The 19,741-nt window shown below is 63.2% G+C and carries 20 protein-coding genes and 1 pseudogene; 8 read left to right on the top strand and 13 right to left on the bottom strand.

Annotated features, from left to right (window positions below):
• Positions 1–137: 137 nt before the first annotated feature.
• The 3 genes from minC to minE all read left to right on the top strand — a co-directional run bounded on the left by minC (position 138) and on the right by minE (position 2,078).
• Complete coding sequence (gene minC, locus LAC81_RS24870) at positions 138–890, top strand: septum site-determining protein MinC (RefSeq protein WP_223729814.1); 753 nt, start codon at positions 138–140, stop codon at positions 888–890.
• Positions 891–1,005: 115 nt separating this feature from the next.
• Positions 1,006–1,821: a septum site-determining protein MinD gene (minD, locus tag LAC81_RS24865; protein ID WP_113540809.1), complete on the top strand. Its 816-nt coding sequence runs from the start codon at positions 1,006–1,008 to the stop codon at positions 1,819–1,821.
• Positions 1,818–2,078, top strand: coding sequence for a cell division topological specificity factor MinE (gene minE, locus LAC81_RS24860; RefSeq protein ID WP_034798387.1), 261 nt, complete (start codon positions 1,818–1,820; stop codon positions 2,076–2,078). Before minD ends, minE begins: the two co-directional genes overlap by 4 nt.
• A 100-nt stretch (positions 2,079–2,178) precedes the next feature.
• Here minE and LAC81_RS24855 read toward each other — a convergent pair whose 3' ends face one another.
• The 10 genes from LAC81_RS24855 to LAC81_RS24810 all read right to left on the bottom strand — a co-directional run bounded on the left by LAC81_RS24855 (position 2,179) and on the right by LAC81_RS24810 (position 11,572).
• The gene (locus tag LAC81_RS24855; RefSeq protein ID WP_223729813.1) at positions 2,179–3,030 is read right to left on the bottom strand and encodes a cupin domain-containing protein; all 852 of its coding nucleotides are present in this window, start codon (positions 3,028–3,030) and stop codon (positions 2,179–2,181) included.
• Between the two features lie 67 nt (positions 3,031–3,097).
• Positions 3,098–3,664 (bottom strand): TetR/AcrR family transcriptional regulator, encoded by a 567-nt coding sequence (locus LAC81_RS24850; protein ID WP_043618747.1) that lies wholly within the window; start codon positions 3,662–3,664, stop codon positions 3,098–3,100.
• Between the two features lie 34 nt (positions 3,665–3,698).
• Complete coding sequence (locus LAC81_RS24845) at positions 3,699–4,784, bottom strand: Gfo/Idh/MocA family protein (protein WP_223729812.1); 1,086 nt, start codon at positions 4,782–4,784, stop codon at positions 3,699–3,701.
• A 33-nt stretch (positions 4,785–4,817) separates the two neighbouring features.
• Positions 4,818–5,657 carry a carbohydrate ABC transporter permease gene (locus LAC81_RS24840; protein WP_223729811.1) on the bottom strand — a complete coding sequence of 280 codons (840 nt, stop codon included), beginning with the start codon at positions 5,655–5,657 and terminating at the stop codon, positions 4,818–4,820.
• Between the two features lies 1 nt (position 5,658).
• Positions 5,659–6,564, bottom strand: a complete 906-nt coding sequence (locus LAC81_RS24835) for a carbohydrate ABC transporter permease (RefSeq protein ID WP_223729810.1) — start codon at positions 6,562–6,564, stop codon at positions 5,659–5,661.
• 7 nt (positions 6,565–6,571) lie between these two features.
• Positions 6,572–7,645, bottom strand: a complete 1,074-nt coding sequence (locus LAC81_RS24830; RefSeq protein WP_223729809.1) for an ABC transporter ATP-binding protein — start codon at positions 7,643–7,645, stop codon at positions 6,572–6,574.
• Positions 7,642–8,568, bottom strand: a complete 927-nt coding sequence (locus LAC81_RS24825) for an ROK family protein (protein WP_223729808.1) — start codon at positions 8,566–8,568, stop codon at positions 7,642–7,644. Before LAC81_RS24825 ends, LAC81_RS24830 begins: the two co-directional genes overlap by 4 nt.
• Positions 8,568–9,365 carry a 6-phosphogluconolactonase gene (locus LAC81_RS24820; protein ID WP_223729807.1) on the bottom strand — a complete coding sequence of 266 codons (798 nt, stop codon included), beginning with the start codon at positions 9,363–9,365 and terminating at the stop codon, positions 8,568–8,570. The genes LAC81_RS24825 and LAC81_RS24820 overlap by 1 nt, the downstream gene beginning before the upstream one ends.
• The gene (locus LAC81_RS24815) at positions 9,362–10,237 is read right to left on the bottom strand and encodes a sugar phosphate isomerase/epimerase family protein (protein ID WP_223729806.1); all 876 of its coding nucleotides are present in this window, start codon (positions 10,235–10,237) and stop codon (positions 9,362–9,364) included. The genes LAC81_RS24820 and LAC81_RS24815 overlap by 4 nt, the downstream gene beginning before the upstream one ends.
• Positions 10,238–10,303: 66 nt before the next feature.
• Positions 10,304–11,572 carry an ABC transporter substrate-binding protein gene (locus tag LAC81_RS24810; RefSeq protein ID WP_223729805.1) on the bottom strand — a complete coding sequence of 423 codons (1,269 nt, stop codon included), beginning with the start codon at positions 11,570–11,572 and terminating at the stop codon, positions 10,304–10,306.
• 261 nt (positions 11,573–11,833) lie between these two features.
• On the opposite strand from LAC81_RS24810, the gene LAC81_RS24805 reads away from it, so the two are divergent.
• Positions 11,834–12,070 carry a transcriptional regulator gene (locus LAC81_RS24805; RefSeq protein WP_223729804.1) on the top strand — a complete coding sequence of 79 codons (237 nt, stop codon included), beginning with the start codon at positions 11,834–11,836 and terminating at the stop codon, positions 12,068–12,070.
• 22 nt (positions 12,071–12,092) lie between these two features.
• On the opposite strand, the gene LAC81_RS24800 is transcribed toward LAC81_RS24805, so the two are convergent.
• Positions 12,093–13,184, bottom strand: coding sequence for a citrate synthase/methylcitrate synthase (locus LAC81_RS24800; protein WP_223730317.1), 1,092 nt, complete (start codon positions 13,182–13,184; stop codon positions 12,093–12,095).
• Between the two features lie 60 nt (positions 13,185–13,244).
• On the opposite strand from LAC81_RS24800, the gene LAC81_RS24795 reads away from it, so the two are divergent.
• The 3 genes and pseudogenes from LAC81_RS24795 to LAC81_RS24785 all read left to right on the top strand — a co-directional run.
• On the top strand, positions 13,245–14,390 hold the full coding sequence (locus LAC81_RS24795) for a citrate synthase (protein WP_223729803.1): 1,146 nt from the start codon (positions 13,245–13,247) through the stop codon (positions 14,388–14,390).
• A 299-nt stretch (positions 14,391–14,689) separates the two neighbouring features.
• A complete protein-coding gene (locus LAC81_RS24790; protein ID WP_223729802.1) occupies positions 14,690–15,166 on the top strand; it encodes a hypothetical protein in 477 nt (158 codons plus the stop codon).
• A 196-nt stretch (positions 15,167–15,362) separates the two neighbouring features.
• A pseudogene (locus LAC81_RS24785) lies at positions 15,363–16,544 on the top strand (Do family serine endopeptidase); the annotation flags it as partial.
• Between the two features lie 82 nt (positions 16,545–16,626).
• Here the strand turns inward: LAC81_RS24785 and LAC81_RS24780 are convergent.
• On the bottom strand, positions 16,627–17,691 hold the full coding sequence (locus LAC81_RS24780) for a helix-turn-helix domain-containing protein (RefSeq protein WP_223729801.1): 1,065 nt from the start codon (positions 17,689–17,691) through the stop codon (positions 16,627–16,629).
• A gap of 166 nt (positions 17,692–17,857) precedes the next feature.
• Between LAC81_RS24780 and LAC81_RS24775 the strand changes: the two genes are divergently transcribed.
• Positions 17,858–18,919 carry an alpha/beta hydrolase family protein gene (locus tag LAC81_RS24775; protein WP_223729800.1) on the top strand — a complete coding sequence of 354 codons (1,062 nt, stop codon included), beginning with the start codon at positions 17,858–17,860 and terminating at the stop codon, positions 18,917–18,919.
• Positions 18,920–19,046: 127 nt separating this feature from the next.
• Here the strand turns inward: LAC81_RS24775 and LAC81_RS24770 are convergent, their stop codons facing one another.
• Positions 19,047–19,688 (bottom strand): dihydrofolate reductase family protein, encoded by a 642-nt coding sequence (locus LAC81_RS24770; RefSeq protein WP_223729799.1) that lies wholly within the window; start codon positions 19,686–19,688, stop codon positions 19,047–19,049.
• Positions 19,689–19,741 lie beyond the last annotated feature (53 nt).

Genomic DNA, 19,741 nt, shown 5'->3' with positions numbered 1-19,741 from the left:
TTTCGACGAGCGATTTCCCTTGTTTTTCAGTGCCGGAAGGCGGCCCGCGAGAGCCATCTCATTAACCTTCGCAATGCCGAATTAACCATTTGTTAACCATTTCCTCGGTACATCGAAGCAACGGAAAATTTACCAAGATGAACGATGTGTTAACCGAATCCCGGCCGATCCGCCTCAAGGGGCGATCCTTCCTTGCGCTAGCGCTGACCCCCGAGCTCCCCCTCGAGGATTGGCTTACCCGGCTCGACGATCTGGCTTCCCGCTCCGCCGGCTTCTTCCTGCGGCGTCCGGTCGTGCTCGACGTCGATGGCCTCGAAATCGATCGTTCGCAACTACGCGAACTCGTGGACCAGCTCAGCAAACGCAATGTCCGGATCATGGGCATCGAGGGCGCACGCCAGTCGCTGCTCGGCGCCGACCTTCCGCCCGCGATGAACGACGGTCGCCCGGCGGCGGACTACGAAGCCAAGATGGCAGAACAGGCCGAAAAGGCCGAGGCGCCGGAAGCGGAAGCAGCCACGGGAGCAGTGATCTCGGCAGAGCCGCTTGCCACCAAGGCGACGCCGTCGATCGTCGTCACTCAGCCCGTGCGCTCCGGCCAGTCGCTGTTCTTCCCCGAAGGCGACGTGACGATTATCGGCTCGGTCGCTTCGGGCGCCGAAGTCGTCGCCGGCGGCTCGATCCATATCTACGGCGCCCTGCGCGGCCGGGCGATGGCCGGCACCACGGGCAATGCTTCGGCGCGGATCTTCTGCCGCAAGCTCGAAGCGGAACTGATTGCGATCGACGGCTTCTACAAGACGGCCGACGACATGGAGCAGAACCTGCGTGGCAAGGCCGTGCAGATCTGGCTCGACGGCGAAGAGCTGAAGGCCGGAACACTCGGTTAGGCCGAGGCAAGGAAAGGTGTGGATGCTTGCCATCCGCATCTGGTGATTCAGGTCGATCCGGCCGGGATCATGAGGATGTAGGCGAAGGCGAATTCTTAGATACTTGGAGAGACGAATGGGCAAGGTAGTCGTAGTTACATCGGGCAAGGGCGGCGTCGGCAAGACGACGTCCAGCGCCGCACTGGGCGCCGCACTCGCTCAGAACGGCGAGAAGGTCGTCGTCGTGGACTTTGACGTCGGTCTTCGCAATCTCGATCTCGTCATGGGCGCGGAACGCCGCGTCGTCTATGACCTGGTCAATGTGATCCAGGGCGAGGCCAAGCTGTCGCAGGCGCTGATCCGCGACAAGCGCCTGGAGACTCTCTACCTGCTGCCGGCCTCCCAGACCCGCGACAAGGACAACCTGACGCCGGAAGGCGTCGAGAAGGTCATCGCCGCCCTTCAGAACGCCTTCGACTGGGTCATCTGCGACAGCCCCGCCGGCATCGAACGTGGCGCCACGCTCGCCATGCGCCATGCGGATATCGCCATCGTCGTGACCAATCCGGAAGTCTCGTCGGTGCGTGACTCCGATCGCATCATCGGCCTGCTCGACTCCAAGACTCTCAAGGCCGAAAACGGCGAGCGCATGGAAAAGCACCTGCTGCTGACCCGCTACGACCCGATTCGCGCCGAGCGCGGCGACATGCTGAAGGTCGACGACGTGCTCGAAATCCTGTCGATCCCGCTGATGGGCATCATCCCGGAAAGCGCTGACGTGCTGCGCGCCTCCAACGTCGGCTCGCCGGTCACGTTGGCCGACAATCGTTGCGCCCCGGCGCTGGCCTATTTCGACGCGGCACGCCGGCTCAAGGGCGAAGCCCTGCCGATCACCATTCCCGGCGAGAAGCGCAGCTTCCTCGGCAAGATTTTCGGAAGGAAAGCGGCATGAACCTTTTCCGTTTCTTCTCCCGCACACAGTCAGCGCCGGCAGCCCGCGAACGGCTGCAGGTGCTGCTGGCCCATGAGCGCGCATCCGCCGGCGATAGCGATCTCGTCACCAAATTGCGCGACGAAATCCTCCAGGCGATCTCCAAGCACATGCAGATCGACGACGACAAGGTCCGGGTGACGATGGAACGCGGCCCCCAGGTCTCGACGCTCGCCGTCGACATCGAAATCCCCTTCGACGCAAAGAAGGCGGCCTAAGGGCCGCCGACTTATTTCGGAAGCAACGTTCTTTTCAGCGTACTTCCTGTTTTCAAATACGGCAGTATCCACCGGGTACTGCCGTATTTTTTGTCTGAGATCAGTACTCCGGCGCGACGCCGAAGATGAACTCCACCTTGTCGCCGGTCATGTTGAAATACTGGTGATCGAACCCAGCCGGAATATAGAACCCATCGCGCGGGTTGAGTTCGAACCAGACCTGCCCCTCCGCTTCCGGCACATGAATGTTGAGCGTGCCCGACACGACGTAGAGGCACTCGTCGCCCTGGTGACGCTCCATTCCGGTGCGCTTTCCCGAAAGCAACGTCGTCTTGCCGACGGTCAGCTGGTCGGTCGCACAGTAGAGGCCGGTATAGGCGCCCTGCGTTTGCCGATCGAGGCTTAAAAGCAGATCGGCATCGCGCATCGGATGGATTGTCCTTGCCTTCCGCTGCGCTTCGGCCTCCATCGGCCAGCGGCCGATGAACTCGCTCTGGCCATAACGCGACTGCTCGATCTCGATATAGGGCTTGGTGCGCGCATAAGGGCCCGAGGTTCCCTTGGCCGGCGGCGGCGCGAAGAATTCCAGCACGCGGACCTGCTCGTTGCCAAGGTTGAAGCCGTGGTGCCAGGTGTCCTTGCGGAAGAACAGCGCCTCGCCTTCCTTCGCGATGCAGAATTCACCCGTCTCTGGGTTGGCGAGGCCGAGCGTGCCGCTCAGCACGTAGAGAAGCTCGTCCGCCCCGAAGATCGTGCGGAATGCCTCCGTATGCTTGAAGCAACCGCCGGGCTGCATGCCGAATACGATCTGGTGGATGCTTTCCGTCGAGGCGTAGATCCAGTCGTCGACGAGCCCGGCATTTTCTTCACCCCAGAGATGCCGCGTCACGCCGGCATAGGGAACGTGGCTGGGACGATCGAAGACAGGACGGGGAGACGGCTTGTATCCCATCGGAAAACTCCTTGGTTTTGGGCGCGAGAGGCGCGCCGATGCGGGGGATGTCAGCGCGCGATGCGCGCTATTTCGGCGGTGCTTGCGCGTGCGTCCGCTCCAGCAGGCGGGCGGTGACGGCGCGCTTCATTTCGGGGTCGAGGTGCATGACGTTGAAGACCTCCGCCAGCCACATGCCCTCGACCGCCAGTCGCGTAATCGTCGCCTCGACCGGGTCGAGGCCGTCGTTTTCAACGGATGCCTGGCAGCGGATGTTTTGCTGGCGCACGATCTCCAGAAGGTCGGGGAAGTTCGACAGCGCCGCGGTGATGCTGGCACCCAGGCGGTCATACTGATCGCCGGTGCTTGTGGCCTCGCCGAGCGTCGCCCGCACATAGGCGCGGGTGTAGCGGCCATGCGGGTCCTCGTCCTCGGTTTCGAGCCCGGAGAGACCGGTCTCGAAACGGTAGACGAAACGCTCGACCATCGCCCGCACCAGCGCGTCCTTGCTGGCGAAGTGATAGAGGATACCACCCTTGCTGAGGCCGGTCTGTTCCGCCACTTCGTCGAAGGTGAGGGACGACACGCCCTTGCCGACGACGATCGCTTCGGCGGCGGTGAGAATGCGGTCACGTGCGGTTTCGCGTTTTGCCATATCGATACAACTCAAGTGTGTGAAACGTGTCCTGCTATAGCCCCGAACTCTCGCGCAGGCGACCGACGATCTCGGCCATCAGTGCCAGGTCCTCGCGCGAGTCCGACAGCGTCGTCTTCGGCTTTGTGCCATTGGTGAGATGGTCGTGGAAGGCACGCAGTTCCAGGGCGAAGGGATCGGTATAGTCAGGACCGAAGGTCCGCGTTTCGGTCTCGGTATCGGTGCTGTCGATCACCTCGAGCGTGGTGGGCAGGTTGCGGATATACGGTGTGTCGTAGCTGACACGCAGCTGGCGACGATCCGACAGCACCTCGATGCGCGCGTCGAAGCGGGCGACGTTGTCGATCATGGCTTCGTAGATCGCAGTGAAGTGGCCATAGTCGAACAGCGCGACGATGGACTCGCCGTTGCATTTGTGATGGGCGGCAATCACCCGCTTCGGCAGACCGATCAATTCGCGCATCGCCGAAAGGCTGTGCGACGAAAGCCCTGTCAGTACCTGATAGGCACGCATCAGATCGGCGGGCGCGTCGTCGCCGACCACCTGTTTCAGGAGCGCCGTCGTCTGCGCGCGGGATTCTGCCAGGAACGCGGCGTCGAGATCATCAGGATAGAAGATGTTGCGCGTCTGGCGAATGAAGAACGGGCCTTCGCAGATGATGTCGCGGACGCGGACGTAACGCACATCGCTCTCGGCCGGCATCATCGCCTTGGCGCGCAGGAAGCTTGGCGAATAGCGGCGCATATAGGCAACGAACAGCAGCCGGTCGGCGGCTTCTGCCAGCGGCGCGACCGTGTCGATTTCGCCGAGCGTCAGGCAGGCGGGCTTTTCCAGGAAGACGTGCTTCTTCGCCTTAAGCGCCATCTCCAGATAGAAACTGTGCGTCTGGTCCGGCGTCAGGATGAAGACGGCATCGATGTCAGGCGAAGAGACGAGCGCTTCCGCCGTTTCATACTTCTTCGCGCCCGGATAACGGGTCGAGCAATAGGCCGTCAGGCTCGGCGAAACGTCATAGACGCCGGCGATTTCGAAGAGATGGCGATAATCGGCCAGGATCGGTAGATGCATGAGCTGGCTGACTTCGCCAAGCCCGATCAAACCAACACGAACGACACGCATGTGAGTACCCTTTCTGCCTCCTGTCTGAGGCAATCAACCCTTGACCGCGCCGGCGGTCAGGCCGGAGACGATGTGTTTCTGGAATATGAGCGCGAGAATGATCAGCGGCACCGTAACGATGGTCGAGGCGGCCATGATCGCCCCATAGGGGAATTCGTAGCGGCTCGACCCGGAGATCAAAGCGATCGCCACCGGCACGGTGCGGTTCTCGTCGGTGAGGATGAAAGTGAGCGCGAACATGAACTCGTTCCACGAGGCAATGAAGGCGAGCAGCCCGGTCGAAACCAGCGCCGGTCCCATCATCGGCAGGAAGATGCAGCGCACGATGCGCAGCGGCGAGCAGCCGTCCATGATTGCCGCTTCCTCGATCTGCTTCGGCAGGTCGCGCATGAAGGTCGTCAGCACCCAGATGTTGAATGGCAGCGTGAAGATCATATAGGCGAAGATCAACGAGCCTATCGTGTTGTAGAGCCCGAGCCAGCGGATCATTTCGAAGAGGCCGGAGAGCAGCGCGATCTGCGGGAACATCGAGACGGCCAGCACCAGCATCATGATCGGCGAACGGCCACGGAAATCGATGCGACCAAGCGCGTAAGCCGCGCCGACTGCCAGAAGCAGCGACAGCGCCACGACTGAGAAGGCGACGATCAGCGAGTTCAGCAGAGAGCGCAGGAAGACACCGTCCGAAAGGATGGCCGCATAGTTGTTGAACTTCAGGTCCGGAAAGAAGGTGACGTCGAAGATCGCCTGCCCCGATTTCAGCGACGAGGCGATCATCCAGTAGAACGGAAAGATCGTGTAGAGCGCGACGATTCCGAAGAGGGCGTAGATTGCGATTTTGTGCAGGCGTTTGCCGGTGTTGCTCCTGACCATATCAAACTCCCATGAGGCGGCGATTGAGACGGAAGACGGTGACGTAGATCGCCGTCACCAGCGCGATCATCAGGAAGACGGCAGTGCTGGCGGCCGAGCCGACGCCCATGTCCTGGAAGTTGACGAGCACTTCGCGGGCATAGATCGAGACCGTCTTGGTGTCGTCGCTGTTGGAGGACAGCACATAGCTCAGATCGAACATGCGCAGCGCGTCGAGCAGGCGGAAGAGCACGGCAACGGCGATGCTGGGAGCCAGCAGCGGAAGGGTCAGCGAGGTGAACTGCTTCCATGCCGACACACCGTCGATCGAAGCCGCCTCGTAGATGCCGCGCGGCAGCATCGTCAGGCCCGCAAGGATCAGGAGCACCATGAACGGCGTGGTGATCCAGACGTCGACGGCAATGATCACGGGCATTACCAGCGCCGAATTGGCGGTCCACGCGACCCCACTCTCAATCACGCCGGCAAGCTTCAAAACGTGGTTCACGATGCCGAACTGGTCGTGCAGCATCCATTGCCACATGCGCGCGCTGACGACGACCGGGATCGACCAGGGGATCAGGATGATCGCCCGCATCATGCCGCGCCCGGCAATATGAGAATTCAGGAGCAGCGCGATCGTCAGGCCGAGCACCGTCTCGATCGTGACGGAGATGACGGTGAAATAGAGCGTGTTGCGGACCGACTGCCACCAGAGCGGATCCTCGAACAGCGCATAGTAGTTGTCGAAACCGACATAGCTGTAGAAGTCCGGCTCGGTGAGCAGGGCGTCGGTGAAGGAAAAGAGGAAGGTGCGGCCGAGCGGCCAGAGCGCCACGCCGGTGAGGACAAGCAGGCTTGGCGCGAGAAACAGCCAGGCGGTGCGAACGCGCGCCTGCCGCAGTCCTGTTGATCTTGAACCCGCCATCATGGTCTCACGCTCCCTTGGCCGAGAGCGCCATGTCGTCGGCACCGAAAATATGCGCCTTCGACGTGAGCCAGCCGACGGTGATGTCGGCGTTCGGCTTGAGATCGGGCTTGCCCTGCACCTTGAGAACCAGCGACTGGCCGTTGCCAATGCGCGCGTGAACCAGAGCTTCGCCACCGAGCGGCTCGACAAGCTGCACGGTTGCCGGCAGGCGGATATCGCCGCCGCCGAGGATGAGGTCTTCGGGCCGGATGCCGACGCTGACTTCGCCCTCGTAACCCAAGTTCCGAAGGCCGTGCGGGACATCGAGCACTTCGAGACGGCTTCCGCCGGCGTCATTGGCAAGCGTCCCGGCAAGAAAATTCATGCGCGGCGCACCGATGAAGCTGGCGACGAACTTGTTGGCCGGGCGCTCGTAAAGTTCCATTGGCGTGCCGACCTGCGAGATGCGGCCGTCCTTCAGGACGACGATGCGATCCGCCAGCGTCATGGCTTCGAGCTGGTCGTGGGTGACGTAGACGGTGGTGGCTTTCAGCTCGCGATGGATGCGAGCGATCTCCACCCGCATCTCCATGCGCAGATCGGCGTCGAGGTTGGACAGCGGCTCATCGAACAGGAACAGTTTCTGCGACCGGACGAGCGCGCGGCCGATCGCGACGCGCTGCTGCTGGCCGCCAGAGAGCTGCGCCGGGCGACGCGCGAGCAGATGTTCGATCTTCAGGAAGCGGGCAACCTTCGCCACACGCTCCTTGATTTCGCCGCCGGCAAGCCGCGCCGTCTCCAGCGCGAAGCCGAGATTGCGCTCGACGCTCATATGCGGATAGAGCGCGTAGGACTGGAACACCATGGCGATGCCGCGGCGTGCCGGCGCCGTCTCGTTCATCCGCGCTCCGCCGATCTGCAACTCGCCGTCGGTGATTTCCTCGAGCCCGGCGATCATGCGCAAAAGCGTCGACTTCCCGCATCCGGAGGGACCGACGAAGACGACGAATTCGCCTTCTGCGACCGAAAGGTTGACCTTGTCGATCACGGTCAGCGCACCGAAACGCTTGACGACATTGGTAAGGGCAATTCCACTCATTGGCGCACCGTCTGGTTGGCAGTCCTGTTTGCAAGCGCGGCCACGCCGATGGCGCAGGCCGCATCACCGAGGAGGCTTGGAACGATCGGCATGTCGCGCGCGTCATCGGCCCAGATGAACGGCCGCGTCAGCGCGGCGAGCCGCGCATTGACCGATGGGTCGCCGCCGATGCCGCCGCCGAGAATGAGCACGGCCGGATCGAGCGTGTTGACGAGCTGGCCGAGATAGGAGGCGAGCGACAGGAGACCGTCGGCCACCATCCGCGCCGCCTGCGGGTCGTCACCTTCGGCTTCAAAGAGCTGCAGCGCGCTTGCGTCCGGTCGGCCAATCATGCGGCCATAACGCTCGCCCAAGGCCTTGCCGCTCGCAAAAAGCTCGAGGTTGTGGCGAACCGCCTGGTCCTGCCCTTCGCCCGAGAAAGCGACGAGATCGCTGCCGGAGAAATGGATGGCGAAGCCGCGGGCACCCGCATAGGGCGTTCCGCCGATGACCAGCGAATGCGAGAGCCCGGTGGAAATGGTCACGTAGACGAAAGGATCGATACCGCGGCCTGCGCCAATCCAGCCTTCGGCGAAGGCGGCGGCGCGCACGTCGCTGTCGATATGCAGCGGCCCGAAACCGCCGAGACGATCGTGATAGTCGAGGCCGCGCCAGTCGAAATTCCAGGCAGAGGCCGGCTCGCCTCTGCCGGTCACCAGTTCCGGCAGGCAGACGCCGAGACCCGTCGCCTCGACATCAAGCGCTTTACCTTCGTGGCGAATGGTCTCGGCGAGCGAGGCCACCAGGTCCAGCACGGCAGCACCGCCCTGCTGGCAAGGCGTCGGCTCGGTGCGCTCGGCGATCACCGCCCCGTCGGCGAGACGGACAAGGCAAGCCTTGGTCTTCGTTCCCCCGACGTCGATACCGATGGCGTGCAGGCCCATCACCGCGCTCCCCATTCGCGGGCAGCGTCGGCATCGGCGTAGAGTTCGGCGCTCCGGCATTCGACGGCGATGGTTGCCGGCCAGCTCGGATCATAGGCGCGCGCAGTCGTCAGGCTATGGAAGGCGTGGCGTTTGCCCTGACCCCAGACGATCATCGCGACGGCTTTCGACTGTTCGGCGATCGAGCCGATGCCGATCGTCATCCCATGCGAGGGCACGTCGTCGATGCCTGAGAAATCCGGGAAAGTCGCAAGATTGTCGCGCCGCGTCTGTTCGGCAAGGGCAACGATGCGGGTGCGGCTGTCGCGGGCAGAGCCCGGCGGGTTGAAGGCGATGTGGCCATCACCGGCGCCGGAGGCGAGCAGGAAAAGATCGATACCGCCGGCGGCAGCGATGCGCTGATCGTAGCCGCCAGGTGCCGCGATATCCGGCATCCAGAAGTTTTCGGATGGAATGCGGAAGTGGTTCGGCAGGGCCGCGTTGATGCGACCAACGATCTCGCGTTCGCCGAAGCCGCGGCAGGAATAATGCGCCTCGGACGGCGGCGGGACGAAGCCACCACCTTCAGCGGGACGCAGATATTCGTCCATCATCACGATGATCAGCCGCGAACAATCGACGGGCTCGCCGGCAAGACGGTGTCCGAGTGACTCATAGACCGGCAGCGGACTGCGCCCGCCCGGGCAGCCGAGAACGTAGTTGCGGCCCGCAGCACTCGCTTGCCGGATACCGGCAATGATCCGTTCCGCCAGGCGCTCGCCGATGGCGGCCGGCGTATCGTGGATTTCGATCTTCATGCGCCGGCCCCGTTCGCAAGAAGTTTCGAGACGAAGTCATGGTTGCGCCGGGCGATCGCTTCCGGCGTATCGGGATGGTTCAGCGCCAGATCCTGCTCGACGACCAGCGGACCGTCGTAGCCGGTCTCGCGCAGCGCTGACACGAAGGCGGCGATATCGACGACGCCGCGATCGAGATCGGTCATGATGCCCTCTTCGAAGGCGCGGTCCGAATGGATGTGTTCGGAAAGCACCCGTTCGCGGAAGGCACCGTCGACATTCTTCAGATGCACCGAATTGATGCGGTCGCGGTGGCGCCGATAGAAGACGATCGGGTCGGCCTTCCAATAGGCATGGTGGCCGGTATCGAGGCAGAGCCCGACGAGATCGGGATCGGTATCGGCAAGCAGCCGCTCGATCTGCTCCTCTAGCTCGACGCAGGTGCCGACATGCGGGTGGAAACTGAACTGCAGCCCGTGGCTGCGCGCGATCGTCGCCGCGCGGTTCGTCTGGTCGATCATCGCGCACCAGCCGGCCTCGTCGACGACACCCATGCGGTCCTTCGGATAGAATTCCGACTCGTCCATCAGGATGAAATGCGTGCCGCCGATGTCAGCGAGCAGCTTGCAGATCGCCTGCGCCTTTTCCTCAAGCACCGGCCAGGTGGATGCATCGGCAAGCGTATGCACATGCGCGGCCGCGACGACCTTGAGGTCGCGGCGCGCCAGCTCGGACGAAAGCACCTTGGCGTGCGTGGAGAAGTAGCCATAGGGGCCGAGTTCGGTGTGCCGGTAGCCGGCCGCATGGATGCGGTCGAGATAGTCGGTCCAGCCGAGATCATTCCCCTGGGGCCAATAGATGCCCCAGCAGCACGGTGCGATCGCAATATTCACGTTGGTTTCCTCAGATCCTGTGGTGGCGGGGTCCGTCACGCCGGACCCCGTGTCGTCGAGGCGGGCTTACCAGCCCCGCGCCTTCAGCCGCTCTAGATCGCTGCTGACCTTGGCGAGCGCATCCGCAGCACTTTCCTTGCCGCTCAGCACATTGTGCACGCCGTTGAAGATCCGCTGCGAAACGCGGTTGTAGGAGGCGCCGGTCACCTGTGACGGCCGCGAGGCACTTTCGGCATAGGCCTTTTCGGCAAAGGCGAGCGACGGATTGGCGGCGAGGATGTCCTTGTCCTCGTAAAGCGCCTTCAAGGTCGGGCTATAGGCCTGCAGCGCGCGGCGCTTCTGTTCTTTCGCGCCGGTGAGGTAACGCACCAGGCTGACAGCCGCATCCACATCGTCGGCATATTTGGAAACACCGAGCAGACCCGCACCATAGCAGCCGCTCGATTTCTGGCCTTCCGCCCCGACCGGCAGCGCCATGACGCCGATCTTGCCGCGAAGCGAGGAGTCCTCAGCCTGGGTCGTGCCCCAGACATAGCTCCAGTTGCGGTGGAAGACGGAGTTGCCGGCCTCAAAGACGCCGCGCGAGCCTTCCTCGTCATAGTTCAGCACGCCCTCGGGGCTGATGTTACCGATCCACGAGCGGGCGAGATCGAGCGCCTTTACGGCCTCGGGATTGTTGGCGGTGATCGTACCGTCGGGCGCAATGAAATTGCCGCCGCCGAAGGAGGAAACCCATTCGAGCGCGTCGCAGGTCAGCCCCTCATAGGCGCGGCCCTGCCAGACATAACCCCACATGTCGGGGCTGCCGCCGGCGCGTTCCTTGTCCTGGATGAACTTCGCCGTTTCGGTCAGCTCCTGCCAGGTTTTCGGTTCGCCCTTGCCGTATTTTTCCAGGAGATCCTTGCGATAGAACATCAGGCCGGCATCGACGAACCACGGCATTGCCAGCAGCTTTCCGTTGATGGTCGCGTCCGCAAGCGAGGATTCGAAATGGGCGGAGATTTCATCGGCCGGAACCTTCTCGCGAAGGTCGACCAGGTGCGGCGCCAGCGTTCCGACCCAGATGTTGTCGAGCGTCAGAACGTCGACGTCACCGGACTTTCCGGCGAGCAGCTGCTGGTAGAGCGGCAGCGCCTCGCCCCAGTTCGCAGGCATCTTGTTGATCTTTACGGTGTTGCCGGTTTCCTTGGCCCAGGCCTCTGAGGCCGATTGGCAAAGTTCGAGCTCGGCACCGGCCGAGCTGCAGAAAATAGACACCTCGGCTGCAGCCGCCGGAGTTGCGGCAAATGCGACACCGGCCATGGCGGCCGCCTTGAAGCACTTCATCCAACGCATGCTCGTCTCCTCCCCAGAAAACGTCTTGTTGCGATCAACGATGATTGAGTTACTATACCGTCCAGACGGTACAGTAAAGTGAAAAATCGTGGAGCAACGAGGGCGCGGGGAATAATTGCCCGCGCCTGACCGCTTCGAAGGGAGGCCCTTTGCGGACGCAGTCGGGCTGGGGAGAATTGTGTGGAGACCACCGTGATAAAAGCCGGCACCCAAACGAATGCAAATCCAAGGCGCCCCGGCGACATGACGGAGCTCAAGGGGATGTTTGCGTCCAGAGCCCTCAGGCTGCCGAAACAGCTCGAGCAGATCGCTCTGGTCGCGCTGGCGAAGCCGGAGCTCGTCGCCTTCGGCAGCGCCCGCTCGATCGCGCTCGCCTGCGCCGTTTCGCCGACGACGGTCGCCCGTTTTGCGACGGTCCTTGGCTTTGATGACTTCCGCGACCTGAAGGCGTTCTTTCAACAACACCTGCGAAATGCGCGGATGGTGTCGGTCGGCTGACAGAGATCAACCACGCCGACCCTCAGGCCGCTTGCTGCGGCAGCGGCCCGACATAGAGCGAACGCGGCCGGATAAGCCGACCTTCCAGCGCCTGCTCGCGGGCGTGGGCGATCCAGCCGACCGTCCGGCCGATCGCGAAGACACCTGTGAACGCCTCGCGCGGGAAGTTCAGCGCGTCGAGCAGCAGCGCCGTGTAGAACTCGACGTTGACGTCGAGCGGGCGGTCAGGCTTGCGCACCTTGAGGATGGCGAGCGCCGATCGCTCGACCGCTTCCGCCAGCTGGATGCGATCGCGGTTCGCCGGATGCGCGACGATCAGTCGTTTCAGCGCGCCCTTCAGCGCATCGGCGCGGGGATCGCGAACGCGGTAGACACGATGACCAAAGCCCATCAGCCGTTCGCCGTGGTCGAGCGCGTCAGAAAGCCAGGTTTCCGCATTCTCCGGCGTTCCGATCGCGTCGAGCATGTCGAGCACCGGCCCGGGTGCACCGCCGTGGAGCGGCCCTTTGAGCGCGCCGATGGCGGCAAGCACCGACGAGGTAAGACCGGCCTTGGTGGAGGCGACCACGCGCGAGGCGAAGGTCGAGGCGTTGAGGCCATGGTCCGAAATCGTCACGAGGTAGGCGTCGAGGGCCGCCACTTGCTCCTTGCTCGGTGCCTTTGCGCCGAGCATCGCCAGGATATCGGCAGACTGCGACAACGCCGGCGTCGGCGCGACCGGGCTTTCACCCCTCTTCAGGCGAAGCGCGGCCGGAAGGAAGACGGCCGAGGCGGCCAGCAAGCCCAGCGCCGTCCCGAGGTCGTCCCCATCCAGGAGGCGGGCGATCAGCGCGCGCATGATGTCGACGGGCGGCAACCCCAACAGTGCATCGTCGATGGCGCGAACATGGGCGAACACTTCGGCCCGCTTCTCACCGAGGCGCCTGGCAAGCTCGGCCCGATCCGGCGTCGGCCCCAGCAGCCCGCCGAACAATAGTGCCACGATATCCTCATAGCTGGCGTGACCGACCAGGCGGTCGAGCGACACGCCACGGATGATCAACTGCCCGGCCTCGCCGTTAACATGGGAGAGCTGCGTTTCGGCGGCGACGACGTCTTCAAGTCCGTTCTTCATCATCAAGTTTCTCCTTTACGAGGAGAATGATCCGACCTAGCTCTATTGACGTCAATCTTGATGCAATCGATCAACATGCACACACTCTGGATCACCGCCGAAGAGGCGCTCGCCAAGCTCGGCAGCAAACGGCAGACGCTCTATGCCAATGTCAGCCGCGGGCGCATTCGCGCCAAACCCGACCCGGCAGACCCGCGCCGCAGCCTGTATCAGGCCGACGACGTCAACCGGCTGGCCGAACGCCACGCCGGACGGCGGCAGGCGGCGGTCGTCGCCGCCGGGGCGATCCGCTGGGGCGAGCCGGTTCTGCAAACGACGATATCCAGCATTGCCGGCGGGCGGCTCTTCTATCGTGGCCGCGATGCCATCGAACTCGGCGGCGACGCAACGCTGGAGGATATAGCGACGCTGCTTTGGCAGTCGTCCGAGACGGTGACCATTCCCGCTGGCGATCGTGGCGGCGACCAATCGCGCCTGGCGGCAACGTTCGCGTGCCTGGCCGCACGGATCGAAGGCGACTTGCCGGCGCTCGGCCGTCGGCCGGCCATATTGAAGGCAGAGGCGGCTGATGTGCTTGCGAGCGTCGCAGCAGGACTGGCGCCGTCGCCGGAGCGGATGCCGCTGCATCAGCGGCTGGCGCTCGGCTGGGGACGGCCGGAAGCGGCCGAGCCCATCCGCAAATGCCTGGTACTGACCGCAGAACACGAACTCAACGTTTCGGCCTTCGCAGCCCGTGTCACGGCCTCCTCGGGTGCAGCACTTTCCGCCGCCACGCTTTCAGGCCTTGCCACCCTTACCGGGCCGCGTCACGGCGGCGCCTGGCTCAGCGTCACACGCCTGGCCGAGCAAGCGGCCGCAAACGGTGTGCGCGAAGCGATCCGGGGAATGCTCTCCTCGGAGGGCGTGGTCCGGGCCTTTGGCCACCGGCTCTATCCGGATGGCGATCCACGCGCGAAAGCGATCATGAAGAGCTTCGAGGTACCGGCCCTCTATACCACTTTGGCAGAAGCTGGCGAGGAACTGCTTGGAGAGCCGGCCAATCTCGACTTTTCACTGGCCGCCCTTGCAGCGACATACGACCTTCCCGAAGACGCACCCCTCGTCATCTTCGCGCTCGCACGCACCGTCGGCTGGCTCGCGCATGCCATGGAGCAGGTCGAGAGCGGCGAACTGATCCGCCCCCGCGCGCACTACGCCGGCTCCTAGCGATTTGTCCTGCGCCGCCCGCAAATACGTCGGCCGAGCCCCCGTTTCCGAGGGGTAGGCGAGAAGAGTATTTTTCGGAATAGTGCGCGAACAGCGTTTATTACATAAAGTTAACAATTTGATTTTGCTAGAAAAAATGGAGCATTATTACATTATATTAACATGACTATCGCGCATCGAAGTATTACCTTCATATTGAGGCTGAATATTGCCGGCGACCGCTTCGGCCGTGACGCGACAATAGGAGACAGCCTCGAATGGAAGCGCTCCCAGCTTCCTTGATTTCAGGAGATGCAGATATGCGCTCGCCCCTCAAGACCACTACCATCGCAACCCTCGCTCTCGCCCTCCTGAGCGGCGGTGCCTTCGCTGCCGAACATCACGATTTTGATCGTGACAGCGTTGTGGATCATGACAACGCTCGCAACAGCGACAAGGGCGCTTTTACCGGTGATTATTACCAGGGCATTCTCAGCCAGGACGACATGACGGCCCCGGCCATGCAGGTCTACCGCGTACCTGTTCACATGTCATCGAACCGCCTCAACCACGTTCTGTATGAACTCCGGGTCGACAATCACCGGATCAATGCCGACCGCGAACGGGGCATGCTGACCGCGGCAAACTACAGGAAGCTTGAAAGCGAAGACGGCGCAGTGCGCGCCCAGGCAGTCGAGACCGCCGCAGCCCATCACGGCATGTTGCCCGCGCATTCCTATGCGCGGCTGCAGATCGAAGTTCGCCACCTCGACCATGACATCGCTCGAATGGCCTGACCAACAGGCAGTGGCGGCCCGCCCAGCTTTCGGGTGAGCCGCCACTGTCGGCGCCGGATCCACGTACGAGTCCGGCGCCGGCAATCGACACAAGCCCTTACACGAAGCCGACCGAGGCAACGAACCGCGATCAGTTCCCAGTACGGGGCGCGCGGCGGGGATCGCTCGGCGATCTGGCAGCGAAAGGAACAAGACCATGTCAAACATTCTCATGAGGTACCGTGCTGCCGCCCTCCTCGGCGCAGCCGTCATCATCGCGCCCCTTTCCGTGGCAGCCTTTTCAGGTCATGACGTGGCGGCGGCCGCCGCGCCCGGCCCGGCGGTTGCGGCCACGGCTGCATCCGGCGGCTCGTTCGCGCCGATCGTGTCGGCGGACAAGCCGGCGGTCGTCACCGTCACCACCGTGATCAAAGCCGAAAACACCGGCAACGACGAAACGTCACAACTCGGCGGAAACTCGCCCTTCGACGAACAGTTTCGCCAGTTCTTCCGCGATCAGGGCATACCCCTGCCGGACCAGGCCCCGCAGCAGCGCCCGGCCCAACGGGCCGAAGCGCTCGGCTCCGGGTTCGTCGTGACCGCGGACGGCTACATCGTCACCAACAACCACGTCATCGACAAGGCGTCGAGCATCACGGTGACGCTTGACGACGGCACCCAGGTGCCCGCCAAGCTCGTCGGCGCCGATCCGAAGAACGATCTTGCGGTGCTGAAGATCAAGCCGGCTAAGCCGCTTGCAACCGTCGCCTGGGGCGATTCCGATGGCCTCAGGGTCGGGGACCAGGTGCTTGCGATCGGCAATCCGTTCGGCATCGGCACGACCGTGACCGCCGGCATCGTCTCGGCCCGTGGCCGCGATCTGCACAGCGGCCCCTATGACGATTTCATCCAGATCGACGCGCCGATCAACCGCGGCAATTCCGGCGGACCGCTGGTCGACGCTGCGGGCCGGGTGGTCGGCATCAATACCGCCATCTACTCGCCCAACGGCGGCAGCGTCGGCGTCGGTTTCGCCATCCCCTCGGATCAGGCACAGAAGGTCGTCGCCGAACTGATGAAGGACGGTTCGATCCAGCACGGCTTTATCGGCGTCGAAATTCAACCGGTGACCGCTGACATCGCCGATGCGATCGGCCTCCACCAGGCAGAAGGCGCGCTGGTCGCCGACGTCAACAACGGAACGCCTGCCGCCAAGGCCGGCCTGAAGGCCGGCGACATCATCACCGCCTTCGGCGGCAGCCCGGTCAAATCGCCGCGTGATCTCTCGCGCATGGTCGCCGACCTCTCTCCCGGCACCTCGAAGAGCCTGAGTGTCTGGCGGACCGGCGAGACGAAGGATCTCTCGATCACCATCGGCCGCAACACCGGGGATCAACAGTAAGCCTTTGCCGTCACGAGACGGTCACAGCCAAGCCCCGCCCAACGTACCTGCCCGGCCGCACCACGGCCGGGCAGATTTGTCAGGGATAGCCCGTGCCGATGATCGCCTCACCTTCTCGGTCCGGCGTTTCTTCCCGGTTTTGCTCGCGCCAGGATCCAGGGCTGAGAGACGTCACCCGACGGAATTCGCGATTGAAATTCGACTTCGTCTGAAAGCCGGATTCGAGCATCGCGGTCGTCACCGACATGTCCGTCTCCCGAAGCAGCCGGCAGGCCTCGGCGATCCTGAAATCGTTGATGTATTGCGAGACGTTCTTGCCCGCCAGCCGATTGACGGCGGTCGATATCTGCCGGGCGGGCAGGCCCGCGCGCCGCGCCAGACGCGACAAGGTGAGGTTTTCGTCGCGGGCCAGTTTCTGGCCGACGAGCAGTTGATCGATCCTGTCGAGAATTTCGCGATCCTGCGGCGTTGCAACTGGATCCTCATCGGCGACTGCGCCGGCGGCCGGAAGCGCACGCGCACGGTCCGCGACCATGGCTGTCAGCCCGATGAAAAGCAGGCCCAGCAAATTCGCGTTGCTGACGATGAGGCCGATATTCGCTCCCCTCGTCCATTCGAAATCCAGAAGGATCGCAAGATCGAAAAGTGCCGACAGGCAGAGCGAGAACGCGGCAATGAGCAGGGCGCGGTGCGCCGCGGCCGCACCTTCGAAACGCGCTTCGTCCAGCGCATCCGTACCGACGCGCGCCAGGTTCAGGAGCGCCAGCGCATATCCGACATATTCGACGATCAAGGCGAAATCGATGTAGCGCGGCGCAAGCAGGACGGGCACGAGCATACCGATCGTCGGTGCCACATGGACCCACCCCGCCGCAGCAACGCTTCGCTCGTCTTTGCGGATCAGGCTGTGGAAACTTGCAAGCACCAGCGGCGGTACGCCGCTTGCGAGCAACGGCAGTGCAAATTTCAACGCCGCGACGTCATAGCCCCAGCGCAGCCCGACGATCACCGACTGGAGTGCACACAGCCCTACCAGGGCGAAGAACGGCCAGTTGCGCCGCGCCGGCTCGTCGCCATGCAGCATGAACGCAAGCAGGATGAGAAGCAGCAAGGCGACGACGAACGGGAGCGGCAGGAAGATCAAGGCATGTCCTTCAAAGGAAAGGCTGGCAGACAAAAGGCGGGCAAGCATTCGATGGGCGGATCATTGCCCAGATCGCGATTCGGGACGACCTCGAACGCGATCGAGGACGCGGATAAGCGGGGCGTCGGCGACGATCAGCCGTCTTTTCCAACACAGCGAGATGCCCATGCCCCTCCTCCAGTTCATTCCCGCCGCCGCCTTCCTTCTGGGCCTGGCCGCGTCGGCGCAAGCCGATGATGTCGGCGTCCGCGAGATCGACGTTGCCGCACCCAAGCGGGAACGCCGACTCGCCGTCACCGTCTGGTATCCCGCCAAAGCCGGGGGTAAGCCGGTGCTTGTCGGCGACAACCGTATCTTCGAGGGATCGCCCGCATGGAAGAACGCCCCCTTGCGCCAGGGCCGATATCCGCTGGTGGTTCTGTCCCATGGTTCGGGGGGCCGCGTCGAGGCGATGAGTTGGCTTGCAACCGACCTTGCAGCGGCCGGCTTCATCGTCGCCGGCCCCAACCATCCCGGCACCACCAGCGGCGATTCGACGCCCGCCAACACGCCGAAGCTTTGGGAGCGGACGGCCGACCTCGCAGCATTGATCGACGTGTTCACCCGGGATCCGCAATGGAGCGCTGCAATCGACCCCGAGCGGATCGCCGTCCTCGGATTCTCTCTCGGCGGCTCGACCGCCATGGAGATTTCAGGGGCAAGAGCAAGCCTCGATGCCTATGCCGACTACTGCGACAGCTACGGCAAGTGGGATTGTGCCTGGTTCGTCGGCGGCAGAGGCTATGTCGGAGATGCGCCGGTCGACGTCGACAAGCTCGATCTTCGCACCGTCGACAAGGCGCGCTTCGAGCAGTCGAACCGGGACTCCCGGGTCAAATCCGCGGTACTCGTCGACCCCGGCCTTGCCCAGGCCTATGTGGAAGACAGTCTCAAGGCGATCGCGATCCCGATGCATTTCATCAATCTCGGCAACAAGGAGACAGTCCCGCTTGCCGTCGCCTCCGAGCCGCTGGCGGCGCTGACGCCGAAGGGCTCCTATGCCACGGTCGCCGGAGCGGACCACTTCAGCTTCCTGCCGATTTGCAAGGAGGGCGCCGCGGAGTTGCTCGAGACGTTCGGCGAAGTCGATCCAATCTGCGGCACGACGGAAAGGCCGCGCGCCGATATTCATGCCGAGATCAGCAAGCTGACGCGCGAGGCCCTGCAGAAAACACTGGCGGATCGATAGCATTGTCATACTGGCCGCAGGGCGATGACACACGTCGCCCTGCGCTCGATCTGTTCCATTTCGGTCTTGCCCCGGAGAGATGGCATCGTCCGAGGAGACGAGAAGCTGCCATCGCTCTGGTCCGCTGCTAGCGCTGAAACGTGAGGTGGACAGTCCCACTCTCGGCCGTTTCTGCCTTGACGGTGTAGCCGGCCTCCAACCCGCGCAGATCGTCCCAAAAACGGATTCCCCGCCCGAGCAGGATGGGTGTGATCGCCACATGCAAGCTATCGACAAGGCCTGCCTTGAGATAGGCGCGCACGATCGTGGGGCCGCCGCCAATACGGACATCCTTACCGTCAGCGGCGCTCGTCGCCTGCCGGAGAGCATCGGCAAGGGACGTGTTCAGAAAATGAAATGTGGTGCCTCCGGCCATCTCTATCGGAGGCCGCGGCTTGTGCGTGAGCACGAAGACCGGCACGCGAAACGGAGGTTCTTCCCCCCACCAGCCGCGCCAGTCGGGATCGTTCGGGTGAGCGTGAAGTCCAAACATGGCGGCGCCCATAATCTCAGCACCGATGTTTGAGAAGTATGACTGCGCATACTGCTCATCGACGCCGGTGGTGCCTGCTCCGGACGTGTCCTTGAACACGCGCTCCCGCATCGTTCGGGTCGCAGCATAGGCAGCAACCAGACGCGGCCAGTCAGCGCCAAACGGATTTTCCGGGGTCTGATCCGTGGTTGTGGCGAAACCGTCCAGGGAAATGTTGAGATCGACACGAACTGTCATTGGTCTCTCCTAATAGTAAGGCAGATACCTTATTAATGTCACTCGAATACAAA

This window comes from Ensifer adhaerens (genome assembly GCF_020035535.1).
GTDB lineage: Bacteria > Pseudomonadota > Alphaproteobacteria > Rhizobiales > Rhizobiaceae > Ensifer.
Note: the sequence above shows the minus strand (reverse complement) of the source record. Positions and strands in the feature narration are given on the sequence as shown.

Coding starts and splice junctions, on each gene's coding strand:
- minC (WP_223729814.1), top strand. CDS start 138: ATGAACGATGTGTTAACCGAATCCCGGCCGATCCGCCTCAAGGGGCGA.
- minD (WP_113540809.1), top strand. CDS start 1,006: ATGGGCAAGGTAGTCGTAGTTACATCGGGCAAGGGCGGCGTCGGCAAG.
- minE (WP_034798387.1), top strand. CDS start 1,818: ATGAACCTTTTCCGTTTCTTCTCCCGCACACAGTCAGCGCCGGCAGCC.
- LAC81_RS24855 (WP_223729813.1), bottom strand. CDS start 3,030: ATGGGATACAAGCCGTCTCCCCGTCCTGTCTTCGATCGTCCCAGCCAC.
- LAC81_RS24850 (WP_043618747.1), bottom strand. CDS start 3,664: ATGGCAAAACGCGAAACCGCACGTGACCGCATTCTCACCGCCGCCGAA.
- LAC81_RS24845 (WP_223729812.1), bottom strand. CDS start 4,784: ATGCGTGTCGTTCGTGTTGGTTTGATCGGGCTTGGCGAAGTCAGCCAG.
- LAC81_RS24840 (WP_223729811.1), bottom strand. CDS start 5,657: ATGGTCAGGAGCAACACCGGCAAACGCCTGCACAAAATCGCAATCTAC.
- LAC81_RS24835 (WP_223729810.1), bottom strand. CDS start 6,564: ATGGCGGGTTCAAGATCAACAGGACTGCGGCAGGCGCGCGTTCGCACC.
- LAC81_RS24830 (WP_223729809.1), bottom strand. CDS start 7,645: ATGAGTGGAATTGCCCTTACCAATGTCGTCAAGCGTTTCGGTGCGCTG.
- LAC81_RS24825 (WP_223729808.1), bottom strand. CDS start 8,568: ATGGGCCTGCACGCCATCGGTATCGACGTCGGGGGAACGAAGACCAAG.
- LAC81_RS24820 (WP_223729807.1), bottom strand. CDS start 9,365: ATGAAGATCGAAATCCACGATACGCCGGCCGCCATCGGCGAGCGCCTG.
- LAC81_RS24810 (WP_223729805.1), bottom strand. CDS start 11,572: ATGCGTTGGATGAAGTGCTTCAAGGCGGCCGCCATGGCCGGTGTCGCA.
- LAC81_RS24805 (WP_223729804.1), top strand. CDS start 11,834: ATGTTTGCGTCCAGAGCCCTCAGGCTGCCGAAACAGCTCGAGCAGATC.
- LAC81_RS24800 (WP_223730317.1), bottom strand. CDS start 13,184: ATGAAGAACGGACTTGAAGACGTCGTCGCCGCCGAAACGCAGCTCTCC.
- LAC81_RS24795 (WP_223729803.1), top strand. CDS start 13,245: ATGCAATCGATCAACATGCACACACTCTGGATCACCGCCGAAGAGGCG.
- LAC81_RS24790 (WP_223729802.1), top strand. CDS start 14,690: ATGCGCTCGCCCCTCAAGACCACTACCATCGCAACCCTCGCTCTCGCC.
- LAC81_RS24775 (WP_223729800.1), top strand. CDS start 17,858: ATGCCCCTCCTCCAGTTCATTCCCGCCGCCGCCTTCCTTCTGGGCCTG.
- LAC81_RS24770 (WP_223729799.1), bottom strand. CDS start 19,688: ATGACAGTTCGTGTCGATCTCAACATTTCCCTGGACGGTTTCGCCACA.